Origin of the sequence: Marinobacter sp. HL-58 (genome assembly GCF_001314605.1) — a bacterium.
GTDB lineage: Bacteria > Pseudomonadota > Gammaproteobacteria > Pseudomonadales > Oleiphilaceae > Marinobacter.
Window position 1 is genome coordinate 91,991 of sequence record NZ_LIHP01000012.1, and the last position, 18,663, is coordinate 110,653.

The 18,663-nt window shown below is 58.6% G+C and carries 21 protein-coding genes; 17 read left to right on the forward strand and 4 right to left on the reverse strand.

From position 1 onward, the window contains the following. Window positions 1–40: 40 nt before the first annotated feature. Window positions 41–616 carry a DUF2062 domain-containing protein gene (locus HLUCCO03_RS10960; protein ID WP_027832327.1) on the forward strand — a complete coding sequence of 192 codons (576 nt, stop codon included), beginning with the start codon at window positions 41–43 and terminating at the stop codon, window positions 614–616. Here the strand turns inward: HLUCCO03_RS10960 and HLUCCO03_RS10965 are convergent. After that, complete coding sequence (locus tag HLUCCO03_RS10965; protein WP_027832328.1) at window positions 604–1,314, reverse strand: ABC transporter ATP-binding protein; 711 nt, start codon at window positions 1,312–1,314, stop codon at window positions 604–606. The two genes, HLUCCO03_RS10960 and HLUCCO03_RS10965, sit on opposite strands and share 13 nt — an antisense overlap. Then, window positions 1,307–2,548: a lipoprotein-releasing ABC transporter permease subunit gene (locus HLUCCO03_RS10970; protein ID WP_027832329.1), complete on the reverse strand. Its 1,242-nt coding sequence runs from the start codon at window positions 2,546–2,548 to the stop codon at window positions 1,307–1,309. Before HLUCCO03_RS10970 ends, HLUCCO03_RS10965 begins: the two co-directional genes overlap by 8 nt. A 113-nt stretch (window positions 2,549–2,661) precedes the next feature. On the opposite strand from HLUCCO03_RS10970, the gene HLUCCO03_RS10975 reads away from it, so the two are divergent. The 9 genes from HLUCCO03_RS10975 to infA all read left to right on the forward strand — a co-directional run bounded on the left by HLUCCO03_RS10975 (window position 2,662) and on the right by infA (window position 9,509). Further along, the gene (locus HLUCCO03_RS10975; protein WP_027832330.1) at window positions 2,662–3,249 is read left to right on the forward strand and encodes a PilZ domain-containing protein; all 588 of its coding nucleotides are present in this window, start codon (window positions 2,662–2,664) and stop codon (window positions 3,247–3,249) included. Window positions 3,250–3,334: 85 nt separating this feature from the next. Then, the gene (locus tag HLUCCO03_RS10980; RefSeq protein WP_155939960.1) at window positions 3,335–3,643 is read left to right on the forward strand and encodes a hypothetical protein; all 309 of its coding nucleotides are present in this window, start codon (window positions 3,335–3,337) and stop codon (window positions 3,641–3,643) included. Window positions 3,644–3,738: 95 nt separating this feature from the next. Beyond that, a complete protein-coding gene (locus HLUCCO03_RS10985) occupies window positions 3,739–4,773 on the forward strand; it encodes an agmatine deiminase family protein (RefSeq protein WP_081813565.1) in 1,035 nt (344 codons plus the stop codon). After that, window positions 4,770–5,693 carry a carbon-nitrogen hydrolase gene (locus HLUCCO03_RS10990; RefSeq protein WP_027832333.1) on the forward strand — a complete coding sequence of 308 codons (924 nt, stop codon included), beginning with the start codon at window positions 4,770–4,772 and terminating at the stop codon, window positions 5,691–5,693. The genes HLUCCO03_RS10985 and HLUCCO03_RS10990 overlap by 4 nt, the downstream gene beginning before the upstream one ends. Before the next feature lie 7 nt (window positions 5,694–5,700). Then, window positions 5,701–6,612 (forward strand): AAA family ATPase, encoded by a 912-nt coding sequence (locus tag HLUCCO03_RS10995; RefSeq protein ID WP_292016692.1) that lies wholly within the window; start codon window positions 5,701–5,703, stop codon window positions 6,610–6,612. 21 nt (window positions 6,613–6,633) lie between these two features. Further along, the gene (trxB, locus tag HLUCCO03_RS11000) at window positions 6,634–7,584 is read left to right on the forward strand and encodes a thioredoxin-disulfide reductase (protein ID WP_027832334.1); all 951 of its coding nucleotides are present in this window, start codon (window positions 6,634–6,636) and stop codon (window positions 7,582–7,584) included. A 200-nt stretch (window positions 7,585–7,784) separates the two neighbouring features. Further along, window positions 7,785–8,498, forward strand: a complete 714-nt coding sequence (gene aat, locus HLUCCO03_RS11005; protein ID WP_027832335.1) for a leucyl/phenylalanyl-tRNA--protein transferase — start codon at window positions 7,785–7,787, stop codon at window positions 8,496–8,498. Then, a complete protein-coding gene (locus tag HLUCCO03_RS11010; RefSeq protein ID WP_027832336.1) occupies window positions 8,499–9,212 on the forward strand; it encodes an arginyltransferase in 714 nt (237 codons plus the stop codon). It begins immediately after the preceding gene. Between the two features lie 78 nt (window positions 9,213–9,290). Then, complete coding sequence (gene infA / locus HLUCCO03_RS11015; protein ID WP_007153725.1) at window positions 9,291–9,509, forward strand: translation initiation factor IF-1; 219 nt, start codon at window positions 9,291–9,293, stop codon at window positions 9,507–9,509. Between the two features lie 86 nt (window positions 9,510–9,595). On the opposite strand, the gene clpA is transcribed toward infA, so the two are convergent. Next, entirely contained in the window at window positions 9,596–11,866 is a 2,271-nt protein-coding gene (gene clpA / locus HLUCCO03_RS11020; RefSeq protein WP_027832337.1) for an ATP-dependent Clp protease ATP-binding subunit ClpA, read from the reverse strand. A gap of 18 nt (window positions 11,867–11,884) precedes the next feature. Next, window positions 11,885–12,244: an ATP-dependent Clp protease adapter ClpS gene (gene clpS, locus HLUCCO03_RS11025; RefSeq protein WP_027832338.1), complete on the reverse strand. Its 360-nt coding sequence runs from the start codon at window positions 12,242–12,244 to the stop codon at window positions 11,885–11,887. Between the two features lie 330 nt (window positions 12,245–12,574). Here clpS and HLUCCO03_RS11030 point away from each other — a divergent pair, with 330 nt between their 5' ends. The 7 genes from HLUCCO03_RS11030 (at window position 12,575) to HLUCCO03_RS11060 (ending at window position 18,652) form a co-directional block, all read left to right on the forward strand. Then, complete coding sequence (locus tag HLUCCO03_RS11030; protein ID WP_027832339.1) at window positions 12,575–12,901, forward strand: cold shock domain-containing protein; 327 nt, start codon at window positions 12,575–12,577, stop codon at window positions 12,899–12,901. A gap of 209 nt (window positions 12,902–13,110) precedes the next feature. Continuing rightward, window positions 13,111–13,755: a pseudouridine synthase gene (locus HLUCCO03_RS11035; protein WP_027832340.1), complete on the forward strand. Its 645-nt coding sequence runs from the start codon at window positions 13,111–13,113 to the stop codon at window positions 13,753–13,755. Continuing rightward, entirely contained in the window at window positions 13,752–14,201 is a 450-nt protein-coding gene (locus HLUCCO03_RS11040) for an NUDIX hydrolase (protein WP_027832341.1), read from the forward strand. The genes HLUCCO03_RS11035 and HLUCCO03_RS11040 overlap by 4 nt, the downstream gene beginning before the upstream one ends. Before the next feature lie 49 nt (window positions 14,202–14,250). Then, window positions 14,251–15,411 (forward strand): tRNA 2-thiouridine(34) synthase MnmA, encoded by a 1,161-nt coding sequence (gene mnmA, locus HLUCCO03_RS11045; protein ID WP_027832342.1) that lies wholly within the window; start codon window positions 14,251–14,253, stop codon window positions 15,409–15,411. Then, complete coding sequence (hflD, locus tag HLUCCO03_RS11050) at window positions 15,408–16,052, forward strand: high frequency lysogenization protein HflD (RefSeq protein ID WP_027832343.1); 645 nt, start codon at window positions 15,408–15,410, stop codon at window positions 16,050–16,052. Before mnmA ends, hflD begins: the two co-directional genes overlap by 4 nt. Window positions 16,053–16,129: 77 nt before the next feature. Beyond that, entirely contained in the window at window positions 16,130–17,497 is a 1,368-nt protein-coding gene (gene purB, locus HLUCCO03_RS11055) for an adenylosuccinate lyase (protein WP_027832344.1), read from the forward strand. 3 nt (window positions 17,498–17,500) lie between these two features. Then, the gene (locus HLUCCO03_RS11060; RefSeq protein WP_027832345.1) at window positions 17,501–18,652 is read left to right on the forward strand and encodes a cupin domain-containing protein; all 1,152 of its coding nucleotides are present in this window, start codon (window positions 17,501–17,503) and stop codon (window positions 18,650–18,652) included. The last annotated feature ends 11 nt before the right edge of the window (window positions 18,653–18,663 follow it).

The following is an 18,663-nucleotide window of genomic DNA, read 5'->3' on the forward strand; positions in this document are numbered from 1 at the left end:
AATTCCCGGAACCATCATCCTGAGCAGGCAGAACTTCCCGATGCCAAAGAAGTTCATGAAACGATATCTACCATCGCCGGAGAGGGTGCGCGCCATTGAATCGCTGCACTTCCTCGGCGATATCCTTCATGAACCCAACCTCTGGCACATCAACCGACACAGTGTTGCCCGCGCGTTTCTCGTGGGCATTTTCCTGGCGATCATCCCCATGCCATTCCAGATGCTCGCAGCGGCAATCTTTGCTATCTGGTTCAATGCCAACCTGCCTTTATCCGTGGTCCTGGTGTGGATCAGTAATCCGGTCACCATGCCCCCGCTGTTCTACTTCAACTACAAGGTCGGAGCCTGGATTCTGGATCGCCCGGTATTGAACTTTGAGTTCCAGCTGTCCTGGTCCTGGCTCAGCGACCGCCTTCTGGATATCGGCATTCCTCTGTACCTGGGGTCGTTGCTGGTAGCTACCACGTCGGCGTGCCTGGCCTACCTGATCATCCAGTTCCTCTGGCGCCGCAAGGTCCGTTCCGACTGGCAGGAACGCAGGCTGCTTCAGATCCGCCATCGCCGGCTGATGAAACAGGCCCGGCGAGAACGTGACAGCAATAATCAGCGCTCCTGAAACAGCTCACCCTGCTCCAGTCGCAACACCCGCCCGAGGCTACTGGCCATTTTCATATCATGGGTCACCAGCACAAAGGCGATACCGATCTGATCCCGAAGTGACTCGATAAGATCGCGAACCCCTTCCCCGGTCTGTTCATCCAGGTTGCCTGTCGGCTCGTCCATCAGTACACACTCAGGCTCATTAACCAGTGCGCGGGCGATGGCAACCCGCTGGCGTTCGCCACCGGACAGTTCACCCGGCTTGTGGGCAAGACGGTGGGCCAGGCCCACGCGCTCGAGCATGGCACTGGCCCTGGCGGACGCCGGCTTCATACCCATTCCGCCAAGGGCGCAGGGCATCATGACGTTCTCCAGCGCTGAAAACTCGGGAAGCAGGTGGTGAAACTGATAGACAAAACCCAGGTGACGGTTACGGAAGTGCGCTCGGCCGGCCTCGCTCATCCGGTGAATGTCCTGGCCACAGATATCAATATGCCCCGATGAGGGCTTGTCCAGCCCGCCGAGGAGGTTCAGCAGGGTTGTTTTACCGGCGCCACTGCTACCCACAATACCAACCGTTTCCCCGGCACTGACCCGCAGCGAAATGTCCGAGAAAATAGTGAGCTTACCGGGGCCTTCATTGTAGGTACGGGTAACCTTGTCACAGTCAATTACCAGCGTCTTTTCCGGGTTCATGGATGCTGAATCACTCATATCGCAAAGCCTCCGCCGGGTCGACGCGGGATGCACGCCACGCCGGGTAAATCGTCGCCAGCAGACTCAGGGTCAGGCCGGCACCGCTGATAATCCACACATCCTGCCACTGCAGCTGGGAAGGCAGATAACTGATGAAGTACACATCCGCACTGAGGAACTGGTGCCCCATAAAGGCCTCCAGCCAGGAGATAAATCCGCTGATGTTGTAGGCTCCGAATATCCCGAGCGCCGTTCCGACGATGGTACCGGTGATACCGATAACCGCTCCCTGAACAATGAAGATGCGCATGATCCTGCCGGGCGTCGCCCCCATGGTACGCAGAATGGCTATATCCGCCGTTTTGTCCGTCACCACCATCACCAGGGTCGAGACGATATTGAAAGCCGCCACCGCCACAATAAACATCAGCAACAGGCCGATCATGGTTTTCTCCATGCGTATGGCCTGAAACAGGTTGCCGTGGGTGCGGGTCCAGTCAGAAATGTAATGACGGCCACTGAGCTCGCTGGCAGCTTCCCTTGCCACCTGTGGAGCCTTGAACAGATCATCCACCAGCAGGCGCACGCCCTCCGCCTTGCCGCCGGTGCGCATGAGTTTCGCGGCATCGTCCATGTGAATCAGGGTGTAGTTGCCATCAAGCTCGGCCCCCACACTGAAAATGCCCTTGACAGTAAACCGTTTCAGGCGCGGCATGACACCGGCAGGCGTCACCGAGGCCTCCGGTAGCACCACGGTTACCCGGTCACCAATCTGGAGCCGGAGTGCCGACGCCATCTGCTTGCCAATAATAATTCCAAACTCGCCGGACCTGAGGTCCTCCAGCCCGCCTTCGATAAAATGATCTTCAATGATCGAAACGCTCCGTTCCTGCTCCGGAAGAATGCCATTGAGCATGACACCCCTGACCTCACCACCACCGGTCACCATGCCCTGGCCCTCGATATAGGGTGCCGCGGCAATAACCGATGGATGCTGTTCAACCCTTCGATCAACCTCTTCCCAGTCCTTAAGGTTGCCATCGGCCTGTATGGTGGCATGGGGCACCATTCCCAGAATCCGCTGTTTGAGCTCCCGGTCGAAGCCGTTCATTACCGACAGAACAATGATCAGCACGGCAACACCGAGCATCAGGCCGATCATGGAGGTCAGTGATATGAAAGAAATAAAATGATTCCGTCGCTTGGCCGCGGTGTACCGCAAACCGACATACAGTGATAAGGGTCTGAACATTGGGAGGAGCCTGTCGCTGCCTTCTGGTCTGTCGAAAATCCTGCCCGATACGAACCGGCAGGAAGCTGCTAAACTTCTATCAGGAAACAATAATACCGCGTTCTGGAGTCCCGATGGCTGTAACGACACCCCATAACAACCCGGCGGATATCCCCTCTGACCGCAGGGACTTTTTCCGCATCAGCGACCATATCGGCCTGGAAATCCGCAAGCTCGGCCCGGAGGATGCCGGTAAGGATAATCCCTTCAATGGCAGCCACCTGGAAAATCTCCGCTCCGAATTCAGGCGCCTTGATCAGGACGTCCGGGCACATCTCGCCAATCTGGCGGAACGAGACCGCCTGCTGACCTCACTGATCAAGTCACTCAACGGGAAGCTGGATACGCTGGCGCGCATTATGGCCTTTGAGCAAAATCCGTTGCAACCTGAAGACTGGCAGGACGTCACCCTCAGCGAAGGCGGTCTGTCATTCCACAGCTCTACCAGCAGCTTCACCCCCGGGGAAATTCTGGCCCTCAGAATGACGCTTCCCCCGGAACTGTTTCAGCCCGTTGCGATTGCCCGGGTTATCAGTGTCGAGCCGGACGGAAGCGGAGGTGCCAGGGTTCACACGGAATTCAGCGACATCCATGACGGCGACCGCCAGCAGATTGCCCGCCATGTGATGCGGTGGCAGATCCGGCAACGGCAAAAAGAATAAACTGTCGGTAAATCACCGAATCAGGTCTGACTTTTGTTAGTCTTTATTCGTTATTACGTTTTATCAATGTGGGAGTAAGTCACTGATGAAAAAATGCACAATAAAATCAGTCTGTGCCGCCACCGCCCTGACCGGACTGGCCCTGGGAACCATCCCTACCGCAGCCGCAGAGGAAGTCCGCGTACCGGTAAAGTCGCACGCCGAGCGCAGCGCTGAGGCCAACCTTCCCCGCACCGGCATGAGCGAGTCCAGCGTCCGTAACGGCTGGGGCAGCCCCACGGAAACCAACGGCCCGGTGGGAGATCCTCCCATTTCCCAGTGGCATTACGAAGATTTTGTCGTGTACTTTGAGGATGACAGGGTTGTTCATGCGGTACTGAAACCCCAACGCTGAAAAATCGTTCAATTATATCCTGACGCAACCCTTCCTCTTCGATAGAATGTCGGCTTTTGCATAAAGGTGTTCGCAACTTGACTTCCAGACCTTTGATGCCCGCAGAGTGGGCACCCCAAAGTGCCGTAATGCTGACCTGGCCCCATCCGGGAACCGACTGGAGCGACAGCCTCTCCGAGGTTGAGCCCGTGTTCATGGAGATCGCGCGGGCAGTGCTCCGTTTCGAGAACGTCGTGCTCAGCTGCGAACATGTGTTTCGCCTGCAGGAACTGGAGAGGAATCTCAACGCCGAAGCGCAGGAACTGGGTCTGCCGGGACGGGTAGTCGGTGTGCCTGCCCCTGCCAACGACACCTGGGCACGGGATCATGGCCCCATTGCCGTGTCCGGTGCGGATGGCACCCGGTTGCTGGATTTTCGCTTTAATGCCTGGGGTAGCAAATTCCCCTGGGAAAAGGACAATGCGCTGAACCGGCATCTGGCAAACTTCGGCAGTTTTGGCACCACTCCCCTGGTACCGGTGGAGTTTGTTCTCGAAGGCGGCTCCATCGAATCCGATGGGCAGGGAACCATACTCACCACCAGTGAATGCCTGCTGACACCCTCTCGAAATCCTTCCATGGACCGTGCCTCCATTGAACATCTGCTGGGGGAAACCCTGGGGGCTGACAGGATCCTGTGGCTTAATCACGGCTACCTGGCCGGCGACGACACCGACAGTCATATCGATACCCTGGCCCGATTCTGTGCCGACGATCACATCTGTTACGTGGCCTGCCCGGATGTCAGCGACGAGCATTACAGTGCGCTGGCGGCCATGGAAGAAGAACTGCAGCAGTTTCACCAGGCGAACGGCCAGCCCTACAAACTGACGCCACTGCCGTGGCCCGATGCCATTTACGGTGACGACGGCGAACGGCTCCCGGCCACCTACGCCAACTTCCTGATTATCAACGGTGCCGTTCTGGTGCCTGCCTACGGCGTGCCCCAGGATGATGATGCACTCAGAGTCCTCGCTGGCCTTTTCCCGGGCCGGGAGATGATTCCGGTGAACTGCCGCCCGCTGATCAGGCAACACGGCAGCCTTCATTGTGTCACCATGCAGATACCCGCTGGAGTTGTGCAGGTATGATTCGCCCCACTCCGGCCGGTGTACTGGCCATTGCCGCCATCCAACAAACGTGCGACGCCAACAAGGACACCAGCCTGGCCACCAGCGAGCGACTGCTTCGTCAGGCTGCCAGTGACGGCGCACAGCTGGTTGTTCTACAGGAGCTGCACGCCACCCTGTATTTTTGCCAGACCGAAGACACCACCGTGTTCGACCTGGCCGAACCCATTCCCGGGCCCACCAGTGACCGCTTGTCGGCACTGGCTTCAGATCTGGGGATTGTGATCGTCGGGTCCATTTTCGAGCGGCGGATGAACGGGGTCTATCACAACACCGCGGTTGTCTTTGAGCGGGATGGCACCATTGCCGGCATGTACCGAAAGATGCACATCCCGGACGACCCCGGCTTTTACGAGAAGTTCTACTTCACCCCCGGCGATGCCACGTTCAACGATGGCACCAGCGGGTTTACCCCGATCGAAACATCCGTGGGCCGGCTCGGTGTGCTGGTCTGCTGGGACCAGTGGTACCCGGAAGCCGCCCGCCTGATGGCCCTGGCTGGCGCCGAAGTGCTGATCTACCCCACCGCGATCGGCTGGGACATCACGGACGACCCGGAAGAACAGGCACGCCAGCTGGAAGCCTGGGTCACGGTTCAGCGTGGCCACGCCGTGGCCAATAACCTGCCGGTCATTGCTCCCAACCGGGTGGGAACCGAACCAGATCCCTCGGGGCAGTCAGATGGCATCCGTTTCTGGGGCAACAGCTTCATCTGTGGCCCCCAGGGAGAATTCCTGGCACGGGCCGACGATCACTCCGAAACCATACTGTCCACCACCATCAACCGCGCACGCAGTGAATCGATTCGACGCATCTGGCCGTATTTCAGGGATCGACGCATCGATGCCTATGGCGACATTCTCAAGCGGGTAAGGGACTGAGCATTTCATGAAGAAGCTGACGGATACGGTTATCCGTGAACTGAACAGCATACTCCTGGGCAAGGACCACCAGGTCCGGCTCGCCCTGTGCGGCCTTCTGGCCAGGGGGCACCTGCTGATCGAAGATATCCCCGGCATGGGCAAAACCACCCTGTCCCACGCCCTGGCGAAGGTCATGGGGCTGAGTTACCAACGTATTCAGTTCACCAACGACCTGCTGCCGGCTGACGTACTTGGCTTCTCCATGTACGACAAGGAGGCCGGCAGCCTGGTGTTCCACCCGGGCCCGATCTTCGCCCAGGTTGTCCTGGCTGATGAGATCAACCGCGCTTCCCCCCGAACCCAGAGTGCGTTACTGGAAGCCATGGAAGAACGACAGGTGTCCATCGAGGGTGAAACCCGGCCACTGCCCCACCCGTTTTTCGTGATCGCCACCCAGAACCCCATTGAACAGGGGGGCACCTACCCCCTGCCGGAGTCCCAGCTTGACCGCTTTCTGATGCGTATCCGGCTCGGTTACCCCGATCCCCGTGCTGAACGTGAGCTACTGGAAGGTGAGGACCGCCGGGCCATGACCGAACGCCTGCAGCCCATCCTCTCCGCAGAAGATCTGCAGACCCTGCAGGACGCCGTCCACCGGGTGACCACCAGCCCCGCACTGCTGGATTATGTACAACGCCTGCTGGAGCAGAGTCGCCGCATGCCGGGGCTGCTCTATGGCCTGTCACCCCGCGCCGGCCTTGGCCTGGTGCGTGCCGCCAGGGCCTGGGCGCTGATGGACGGCCGTCACCATGTATTGCCCGACGACATCCAGGCCGTATTTCCCGCAGTTGCAGAACACCGCCTGGAACAGGGAGAATCCGGTAAGAGCGCTGAAAGAATCAGGCAACTTCTGACCTCCGTATCTGTCATTGAATAAATCGTTAACGAGAGACACCTAATGAGCGAAACCAAGCACTCCCGACTGATCATCCTCGGCTCCGGCCCGGCCGGCTACACCGCTGCTGTCTACGCCGCCCGCGCGAATCTCAAGCCGACGCTGATCACTGGTATCGAGGTAGGTGGACAACTGACCACCACTACCGACGTGGACAACTGGCCAGGTGACAACGACGGCGTGCAGGGCCCGGAACTGATGCAGCGCATGCTCAAACACGCTGAACGATTCGAGACCAATGTGGTCTACGACACCATCAACGAAGCCGACCTGCGCAACCGCCCCTTCCGCCTCAAGGGAGACAACGGCGAGTATACCTGCGACGCCCTGATCATCGCCACCGGCGCCTCCGCCATGTACCTGGGCCTGGAATCGGAAGAAAAGTTCAAGGGCCAGGGCGTCTCCGCCTGCGCCACCTGCGACGGATTCTTCTACAAGAAACAGAAAGTCGCCGTCATCGGCGGCGGCAACACCGCCGTTGAAGAAGCGCTGTACCTCTCCAACATCGCCGACGAAGTCACCCTGGTACACCGCCGCGACAGCCTGCGCGCCGAAAAAATCCTGCAGGACAAACTGTTCGAAAAAGCCGAAAACGGCAACGTCCGGATCATCTGGGACCACACCCTGGACGAAGTCCTGGGCGACGGCACCGGCGTCACCGGCATGCGCATCAAAAGCACCAAAGACGACTCCACCCGGGAACTGGACCTGGCCGGCGTCTTCATCGCCATCGGCCACAAACCCAACACCGACCTGTTCACCGGCCAGCTGGACATGGAAAACGGCTACATCAAAATCCGCTCCGGCCTCGAAGGCATGGCGACCCAGAGCAGCATCCCCGGCGTCTTCGCCGCCGGAGACGTAGCCGACCACGTATACCGCCAGGCGGTTACCTCCGCCGGTTTCGGTTGCATGGCGGCACTGGATGCAGAGAAATTCCTGGATCAGGACTAAAGGGAATAAGGAATAGGGAGAGAGCGGGCAACTCCCAGACCCGAAAGGCGGGTGGAACCGGGTGTCTGAAACTGTGCGGAGCCATGGATGGCGGAGCCCAAGCGCCACATGGATGTGCTCGAGCGTGTTTCAGACACCCGGTTCCACCCGCCGACACCCCGAGGTCAAAACTTGAAGTTAACCGCAAAAGCCGGACTAGCATGACGACACTACCCTGGCTAGAACAAGACCAACTCTGGTTCCCCCCCGCCGAACAAGCCCTCGACGACCCCGACGGACTGCTGGCCCTGGGCGGCGACCTCTCCACCGAAAGGCTCAAACTGGCCTACCGAAGCGGCATATTCCCCTGGTTCAGCGACGACCAACCCATACTCTGGTGGTCACCCAACCCCCGCTGCGTACTCTTCCCGGAAGAAATCCACATCGCCAGAAGCCTGCGCCGGACCCTCAACAGCGGCTACTTCACCATCACCGCCGACCAGGCCTTCGCCAGAGTCATTCGCCTGTGCGCCAACACCCGGGCCGAAGGCACCTGGATCACCCGGGACATGATTGACAGCTATAGCCAGCTACACAAACAGGGTATCGCCCACTCCATTGAAGCGTGGAACCCCCGCGGCGAACTGGTGGGGGGCATGTACGGACTGGCCATCGGCCAGTGTTTTTTCGGGGAATCCATGTTCTCCCTGGAAACCAATGCCTCGAAAGTCCTCATGGTTCACCTGGCTAACCAGCTCAGAGCATGGGGATACCGCATTATGGATTGCCAGGTTGAAAGCGGACACCTGCTCAGAATGGGGGCCCGCTGTATTCCCCGCAGCGAATTTTTATCTATACTCAGAGCATGCGTCGACAGCAGTCCGGACCACAAACACTGGGACTTCCAGTGGCAATGGCCCGGCCCGGAGGTGTGAATGAGCAATCTCAGGACCCTGGTGTTTTTTGCCACGCCCGCCCATGACTGCAGCTACCTGCCCGATCGAGAAGCAACCACCATGTTCGTTGATCCGCGGGCACAGGTTGATAAACGGTTATACAGCCAGTTAACCGCGCTGGGATTCCGTCGCAGCGGCTCGCATTATTACCGCCCCCACTGCGAAAGCTGCAACGCCTGTGTTCCGGTCAGGCTGAAGGTGGACCAGTTCCGGCCGGATCGCAGCCAGCGAAGGGTCATGAAGAACAACGCGGATCTCACCTGCAGAATGGTCCGGGCAGTCTTCTCCGAGCGGTATTACCGTCTTTACGCCCATTACATAGAACAAAGACATTCGGACGGTGACATGTACCCGCCCTCCCGTGAACAGTTCATGTCATTCCTGGTGGAAGGCGCCACGGACTCCTGGTTCCTTGAAATCCTGGATGGTGAAAGGCTGGTGGGCCTCGCCGCTGTGGATATGCTGGACGAAGGGCTTTCCGCCATCTATACCGTATTCGATCCGGAGTACGAGCGAAGAAGCCTGGGGACATTCGCAGTACTCTGGCAGATCGAGGAAGCAAAACGGCGGGGCCTCCCCCATCTGTATCTTGGCTACTGGATCAGGGAGTGCCGGAAGATGAACTACAAGACCCGGTTCCGCCCCATCGAGGCGCTACGAGACGGTCAATGGCGGGCAATGGACGTGAACTGACTTTGCCAAATGGCGACAAATCAGGCAGAATTGCGCAATTTAGAATTCCAGCAAGCCAATTTATGAGGTTTTTACTGAATGGCAAAGTCCGATGCTATTGAAATGGAAGGCGTTATTGTAGACACGCTTCCAAATACCATGTTCCGTGTTGAACTTGAGAACGGCCATATCGTTACCGCTCACATTTCCGGCAAGATGCGCAAGAACTATATCCGTATCCTGACAGGAGACAAGGTCAAGGTAGAACTGACCCCATACGACCTGAGCAAGGGACGCATCGTTTACCGCGCCCGTTGATTACCCTGTGGTACCCGGAAGCCCCGAAAAAAACCGCACTGTTGCCAGTGCGGTTTTTTCGTTGGTTGCCTTGAACTCGGCTCACATCAGACAGCCTCGGCCGGCTCATCCTCATACTCGAATACCAGCTCGTCATCCTTGAGACGAATATGGACATCGCCACCGTGTTCTGACAGGCGTCCGAACAGGATCTGCTCGGCCAGCGGCCGCTTGATCTTGTCCTGGATCAGACGGGCCATCGGGCGGGCGCCCATGGTAACGTCGTAACCCCTCTCAGCCAGCCATTGCTTGGCGTCATCGTCCACGTGAAGCACAACATGCTTCTCGTCCAGCTGGGCCTGAAGTTCGGTCAGGAACTTGTCCACCACGTAGGTGATGGTTGCAGGCTGCAGGTCGCCGAACTGGATAATGCCATCCAGCCTGTTACGGAACTCGGGCGTGAAGGTCTTGCTGATGATCTCCATGCCGTCGCTTCTATGATCCTGCTCGCTGAAGCCAATGGAACGGCGGGCCATGCTCTCGGCACCGGCGTTCGTGGTCATCACCAGAATCACGTGGCGGAAATCCGCCTTGCGGCCGTTGTTATCCGTCAGGGTACCGTGATCCATCACCTGCAACAGCAGGTTGAAGACCTCCGGATGAGCCTTTTCGATCTCATCCAGCAGCAGCACACAGTGCGGATGCTTGCTCACGGATTCCGTCAGCAGGCCACCCTGGTCGTATCCCACATAGCCCGGAGGCGCACCGATCAGACGGGACACGGTATGACGCTCCATGTACTCGGACATGTCGAAGCGTACCAGCTCGATACCCAGCACCTTGGCCAGCTGTTTGGTGACCTCGGTCTTGCCCACGCCAGTGGGGCCGGCAAACAGGAAGGCACCTTCCGGCTTCTCCGGCGCTTTCAGGCCGGCACGGGCCAGCTTGATGGCAGTGGACAGGGACTCGATGGCCGGATCCTGCCCGAACACCACCATCTTGAGGTCCCGCTCCAGGTTACGGAGCAGATCCTTGTCGCTGGTGGATACATTCTTCGGCGGAATGCGGGCAATATTGGCCACCACATCCTCGATTTCCGAGACATCAATGGTTTTCTTGCGCTTGGCAACAGGCAGCAGGCGCTGGTGCGCGCCGGCTTCGTCAATCACGTCAATGGCCTTGTCGGGCAAGTGACGATCCGTGATGTAGCGTTCGGACAGCTCTGCCGCAACGCGCAGCGCCTGATCCGTGTACTTCAGGTCGTGGTGCTTCTCGAAGTGTGACTTCAGCCCCTTGAGGATCTGGTAGGTATCCTCGACACTGGGCTCGTTCACATCGATTTTCTGGAAGCGACGGGCCAGCGCACTGTCTTTTTCAAAAATGCCCCGGAACTCCTGGAACGTCGTGGAGCCGATGCAACGGATTTCCCCGGAGCTCAGCATGGGCTTGAGCAGATTGGATGCGTCCATGACACCGCCGGACGCGGACCCGGCACCGATGATGGTGTGGATCTCATCAATAAACAGGATCGCGTGCTTCTCTTTCTTGAGCTCCGCAAGCAGGCCCTTCAGACGCTTCTCGAAATCACCGCGGTACTTGGTTCCGGCCAGCAGTGCGCCCAGATCCAGTGAGTAGACCACGGCATCCGAGATGATATCCGGTACCTGGCCATCCACAATCCGTTTGGCCAGGCCTTCGGCGATGGCAGTCTTGCCCACACCGGCCTCGCCCACCAGCAGCGGGTTGTTCTTGCGCCGGCGGACCAGTATCTGGACCACCCGCTCCACTTCGTGCTCACGGCCAATCAGCGGATCAATCCGGCCCTGACGTGCCTGCTCGTTAAGGTTGGTTGCATAGCTTTCCAGCGGGCGCGAGGCTCCGCCTTCCTCTCCGGCTTCTTCATGGGAAGCCTGATCATGTCCTTCCTGGTCCTCGGCACCCTGAACGCGGGAGATACCATGGGAAACAAAATTGACCACGTCAATCCTGGCTATGCTCTGCTTCTTGAGCACATAGACCGCCTGGCTTTCCTGTTCACTGAAGATAGCCACCAGTACATTGGCACCGGTCACTTCCTTCTTGCCAGAAGATTGCACATGAAAGACAGCACGCTGCAGTACGCGCTGGAATCCGAGCGTGGGTTGCGTTTCCCGCTCGCTGTCGTTGCTGGGGATCAGTGGTGTGGTTGAATCCACAAACTCAACGAGTTCTTCCTGAAGCCGGGCAAGATCTGCACCGCACGCTTTCAGGACGCCCACTGCCGAATCGTTATCGAGCAGGGCCAGCAAAAGATGCTCCACGGTCATGAATTCATGACGCTTGTCACGGGCACTTTTGAAAGCCGTATTCAGTGTAATTTCAAGATCTTTGCTCAGCATGGGCCACCCCAAGGTCTATCAGTCCGCACGTTCAATCTCGCAAAGGAGCGGATGCTCGCATTCCGAAGAATACTGGTTCACCTGTGCCGCCTTTGTTTCCGCGATGTCCCGGGTATAAACCCCGCATACGGCTTTTCCCTGCGTATGGACGAGCAGCATCACCTGCGTCGCCTTTTCTTCGTTCATTCCGAAGAACTTCATCAACACCTCCACGACAAAATCCATGGGGGTGTAATCGTCGTTCAGAAGCATCACTCTGAAGCGTGCCGGACGCTTGAGAGCAGGCTTCTCGGGAGCAACACTGACATCGTCCTGACGCCCGGGTTGTTCGTCCTCTCCCTGATTTAATACTAGTAGAGAATTCTGGATAGTCCGCATGATTCTTTACCGGAAATCGGTGCCTCTTCCTAAAGATGGTTGTCTGCCGCCCGGTTTTCAAGGTGCCTGAACGGGCCGGGCGTGCACTGGTTAGCAATAACGCCATGATACAGGCTCCGGACCCGGTTCAACCATACATTCCGGCTATAACTGCTATTGACTCTGAGCGAATATTGGTCAACAGTACGATAGCAATGTAAAATAATGTAAATTGGCGTAAGGGCTTTGTAACTCGGCCCTGTTGGCGCCCGGTATCCATGCAAGGCAAAACGCTCGGCCAAAAACATCAAGAACAAAGACACTGACAGTGAAAGAACAGGGGAGTTCATCATGCCAAGAGGCAAAGTAAAGTGGTTCAACAATGCCAAGGGTTATGGCTTCATTATCGAGGAAGGCTGCAGTGACGATCTGTTTGCTCACTTCTCTTCAGTGCAAATGGAAGGTTACAAGACCCTCAAGGCCGGCCAGCCCGTCACCTTCGACAAGAAACCCAGTGACAAGGGCATTCACGCGGTCAATATTGTTCCTGAAGAGCAACCGCAGAAACAGGCTTCTTCGGAGACCAGTGCCGAAAAGCAACCAGGCAGTGGCAGTAGCGACACCCAGCATGATCAGAACAGTGACTACCGGGATCATCCTCGCGCAGCGAACGCCTGACCCGTAGCCCCTGGACTTTTGCTACCGCACACTGCCTGCAGCTGTGCCGCCCTGCAACAGCCGTGAAGGCAATTTCGCGGCATTGCTTTTGTTTGTCCGAAAACTATCAGTGTTGCAGGGCCTCCTGATTTCTCTGCCTTTATCTCCGGATGGCTCCGGTTTCTGGCATACTACCCTCCTGAAATTTCCTGCGAAGGCTCCAGCCCGCGATGGCAACGCTGATTCTGTTCAACAAACCTTTCCGGGTGATGTGTCAGTTTACCGACGACCGTGGCGACGCCGATGGCAACCGCCGTGCGACCCTGTCGGACTGGATCCGCATTCCGAATGTCTATCCGGCCGGCCGCCTGGACTTCGACTCCGAGGGCCTGCTGCTCCTGACGGGCGACGGGCAGCTACAGCACCGCATCGCGTCTCCTCGACACAAAATGCCGAAAACCTACTGGGTGCAGGTAGAGGGTGAGATAACGCCGGAGGCCCTGAAGCGGTTGCGTGAAGGGGTAGAAATGAAAGACGGCAAGACCCGGCCAGCCGATGTGGCACCCATGGAACCACCGGAGCTCTGGCCCCGGAATCCGCCGGTTCGATACCGGGAATCCGTACCCACCAGCTGGATACGGATGACCATTACCGAGGGCAGGAACCGCCAGGTACGCCGCATGACAGCTGCCGTAGGCTTCCCTACCCTGCGGCTGGTTCGCTATGGTATCGGTGAGTGGACGCTGGACGGACTCGCCCCTGGCGAATTCAGGAAGCTGACTGTCCATACCCCGGCGTCGTCGCCACCCGGGTACCGGGCAAAGAAACCCTCCACCTTTCGCAAACAGCCACCTCGGAGAAGCCGCCGATCATGACCTGGACACCCCACGCCACCGTTGCCGTCATCGTGGAAGATGAACAGGGCCGCTTTCTGCTGGTGGAAGAAATGAGCCATGGCGAGGTGGTGTACAATCAACCCGCCGGACACGTGGAAGAGGGCGAGAGAATCATCGACGCCGCACTTCGCGAAACCCTGGAAGAAACCGGCTGGAAAGTCGAGCCTGAACACTTCCTGGGCGTTTATACCTACAAAGCGCCGGCAAACGGGGTCACCTATTACCGCTTCTGCTTCTCGGCAAGAGCCCTGTCCCGGGTCACCCGCGAGCTGGATGACGGCATCATTGCCGCCCACTGGCTGACACCGGACGAGATCAGGGAGCAATCCGACAGGCTCCGCAGCCCGCTGGTGATGCAGTGCATAGAAGATTACCGAAACGGGCGCCGCTTTCCCCTGGATGTCATTGTCGAACCGCAGACGTAACCTGGCTTAAATGCTAGAATCCGTCCCTTTGAACCCGACAGACCCAGACATGACTAAAGCACCTGAAAATACCCGAGTGATTGTCGGCATGTCCGGCGGCGTGGACTCCTCCGTGGCAGCCTGGCTCCTGAAAGACCAGGGCTACCAAGTGGAAGGCCTGTTCATGAAGAACTGGGACGAGGACGACGGCACCGAATACTGCACCGCCATGACAGACCTGGCCGACGCCCGGGCAGTAGCGGATACCATCGGTATCACCCTGCACACTGCCAGCTTCGCGGCCGAATACTGGGACCGGGTATTCGAGCACTTTCTGTCTGAATACAAAGCCGGTCGGACTCCCAATCCGGATATCCTCTGCAACAAGGAAGTGAAATTCCGGGCCTTCCTCGATTACGCCATCACCCTCGGTGCTGATTACATCGCCACGGGCCATTACACTCGCCAGCGGCCCCTGAACGATGGCAGCGGCAGGGCCCAACTGCTCAAAGGGCTGGATCCCAACAAGGACCAGAGCTACTTTCTGCACGCGGTTTCCGGCGAACGTATTGCCCGCACCCTGTTTCCAGTGGGCGAACTTGAGAAACCGGAAGTACGGCGCATCGCCGCCGACCAGGGATTCATTACCCACGACAAGAAAGACTCCACCGGCATCTGTTTTATCGGTGAACGCAAGTTCCGGGATTTCCTGAAGCAGTATATTCCCGCCCAACCCGGTAATATCGAAACCCCCGATGGCAAAGTGATCGGGCGCCACCAGGGCCTGATGTACCACACCATCGGCCAGCGCCAGGGCCTTGGTATCGGCGGCCTGAGCGAGTTTGGCGACGAGCCCTGGTACGTGGCAGAGAAAGACCTTTCCCGGAATGTGCTGATTGCCGTCCAGGGCAAGCACCATCCGCTGCTGTTTTCCCGTGGCCTGCTCAGTGGCCCGGTGGACTGGATTGCCGGTGAGCCACCGGCGACCGAATTCCGTTGCAAAGCCAAAACCCGTTACCGCCAGCCGGACCAGGACTGTGTGGTTACGGCCACAACCAGTGGATTCCGGGTAGTTTTCGACGAAGCCCAGCGGGCTGTCACACCGGGCCAGTCGGTGGTGTTCTATGATGGTGAAGTCTGCCTGGGTGGCGGGGTTATCGAGCAAACCTGGCGCGACGGTGAACCCGAACCGGCAGTGACCATCAACAAGCCAGAGGAAGCCGGCGCATGAGCCGATCGATACACGACCAGACGCTTGCCCTGGCCGGGGTTTTCCAGGCAGCGGCACTGGTGCAGCAAGTGGCCCATTCCGGCCAATGCGCGGAATCCAGCTTCGAAACCTGCATGCGTTCGCTTTTCGCCACCCAACCGGAAACCACGCTGGATGTCTTCGGTGGTGAGCTGAAGGATCTGCGGGAAGGCCTGTCCACCCTCGCCAGCGTTCTCAGCCAGCAAAGCAAGCAGCAGGACATTGAAGTGCTGCGTTACGCCCTTAACCTGATCAATCTGTCGTCCAAGCTGCAGCGCAACAAGGATATGCTTGAGGTGATCGGCAGTCGCATTGACCAGGCCCGGCACACCGCCAGCCATTTTGGCTACAGCCACGGCAACCTGATTGCCAACCTGGCTTCCATCTACGCGGACACCATCAGCACTTTTCGACAGCGCATCCAGGTTACCGGCGAACCGACCATTCTCCAGCGCGAGGAGAACGCTGCCAGGGTTCGCGCCTTGCTTCTGGCCGGAATTCGCTCCGCAATCCTGTGGAACCAGACCGGCGGTCGCCGCTGGCAACTGATTTTCAACCGTCGCAAGGTGATCATGACTGCCCGTGAACTGGCCGAGAAGGCAAACCGTTCCGTTTACGACTGAATCCCGGCTGTCGCTGGTGTATCATATGCGCCCCCTGTTTTTCTTTACCGATTCTTTGATGACTTGAGAGGTTTTCGATGGAACTCACCGCTCTGACCGCCATTTCCCCGGTCGATGGACGCTATGGCAGCAAAGTCAGCGTTTTCCGTGACATTTTCAGTGAGTATGGTCTGATCAGGAACCGGGTGACCGTCGAACTCCGCTGGCTCCAGAAGCTGGCCGCCCACCCCGGGATTACCGAAGTACCCGCCTTCTCCGCCGAAGCCAGTCAGTTCCTGGACAACATGATTTCCGGCTTCAGCCTGGCGGACGCGGAGCGGATCAAGGACATTGAACGGACCACCAACCACGACGTGAAGGCGGTGGAATACTTCATCAAGGAAAAAATCGCCGGGGTTCCGGAGTTGCACGCCGTCACCGAATTCGTGCATTTTGCCTGCACCTCCGAGGACATCAACAACCTGTCCCACGCCCTGATGCTCCGGGAAGGCCTGGACCACGGCCTGCTGCCGGCGATGGACCGGGTGGTGGACCGACTGGCCGATCTGGCCCGGGAACACGCCTACCAGCCCATGCTGTCACGCACCCATGGCCAGACCGCCTCGCCATCCACCGTGGGCAAGGAACTGGCCAACGTGGTTTACCGCCTGCGCCGGCAGATGCAACAAGTTCGCGCCGTAGAACTGTTGGGCAAAATCAATGGCGCCGTGGGCAACTACAATGCCCACCTGTCGGCCTACCCGTCCATCGACTGGGCCACCAACGCCCGGGAGTTCATTGAAAGCCTTGGCCTGGACTGGAACCCCTATACCACCCAGATCGAACCCCACGATTACATTGCCGAGCTTTACGACGCCATAGCCCGCTTCAACACCATCCTGATTGACCTGGACCGTGACATCTGGGGCTACATTTCCCTGGGTTACTTCAAGCAGAAAACCGTGGCAGGGGAAGTGGGCTCGTCCACCATGCCCCACAAGGTTAACCCCATCGATTTCGAGAACTCCGAGGGCAACCTGGGCATCGCCAATGCCCTGTTCAGCCATCTGTCCGCGAAACTGCCGATTTCCCGCTGGCAGCGGGACCTGACCGACTCCACTGTGCTGCGTAACCTGGGCGTCGGTTTCGCCCACAGCCTGATTGCCTATGAGTCCACCCTGAAGGGCCTGAGCAAACTGGAAATCAATCCGTCACGACTGGACGAAGACCTGAACCACGCCTGGGAAGTGCTGGCGGAGCCCATCCAGACCGTGATGCGGCGCTATAACATCGAGAAACCCTACGAGAAGCTCAAGGATCTGACCCGTGGTAAAGCCATGACGCCGGATGTGATCAAGTCCTTTGTGGAGTCGCTGGATATCCCCGATGCCGCCAAGGCGGAGTTAATGGAGCTCACTCCCGGCACCTACATCGGCAATGCCGTCCAACAGGCCAGGGATATCTGAACCATGAAACTGCCCGGCGGCATGCCCGCGCAGGAATTCCTGCGGGATTACTGGCAGAAGAAACCACTGGTGATCCGCCAGGCATTCCCCGGCTTCGAATGCCCGGTTTCAGCGGACGAACTGGCGGGCCTGGCCTGTGAGGAAGCTGTCGAGTCCCGCATTGTCATCGAGAACGACAACGGCAAACCCTGGCAGCTGCACAACGGTCCCTTCGATCCCGGGCGTTTCGCCAGACTGCCGGAAACCCACTGGACCCTGCTGGTACAGGGCCTTGATCATTGGGTTCCGGACATTGCCGACCTGTTGGACGAGTTCCGTTTCGTGCCCAACTGGCGGCTGGACGACATCATGGCGAGCTACGCACCCGAGGGTGGCAGCGTGGGCCCCCACTACGATCAGTACGATGTGTTCCTGCTGCAGGCCCAGGGGCATCGGCGCTGGACCTTTGGCGGTCACTGCGATCACACCTCACCCCGGGTGGACGGCACGCCCCTGAGAATTCTCAGCAGCTGGGATGGCGAGGAAACCGTGACCCTGGCGCCCGGTGACATGCTCTACCTGCCACCCGGCATTGGCCACCACGGCGTGGCCGAGGATGACTGCATTACCCTGTCGGTGGGTTTCCGTGCGCCCACCATTGACGACGTTCTGACCGGTTTTACAGATTTTCTCTGCGGCCAGTCCGATGCCTCCGAACACCTGAACGACCCGGACCTGCAGGTTCAGGATAATCCGGGAACCATTGCCCCGGAAGTCATTGACCGCCTCGACAGCGTGATTCGCGCAAAGCTCACCGACAAACGCCAGCTGGCGCTGTGGTTCGGCCAGTACGCCACAGCTCCGAAAAGCCTCGACATCGTGGTGCCTGCGGAAGAGCCGGTAACACCGCAGTCGCTCAGTGCCTGGATTGCCGCCGGCGACCGGTTGCGCTGGAATGAAGGCTCCCGTTTCGCCTACCATGAATTTGAACAGGAAACAGCACTGTTCGTGGATGGCGAACAGTTCCTGCTGCGCGGTGACGCCCGGCCCCTGGCTCCCCTGCTCTGCGCCGGTGCCAGACCGGATATGGCAGCACTGGGTGGTTACGCAGGTGACGACGCCATCTGCGGGCTGCTGGCCAACCTCGTTAACCAGGGGTCTCTGTATTTCGAGTGACCCTTTATTGC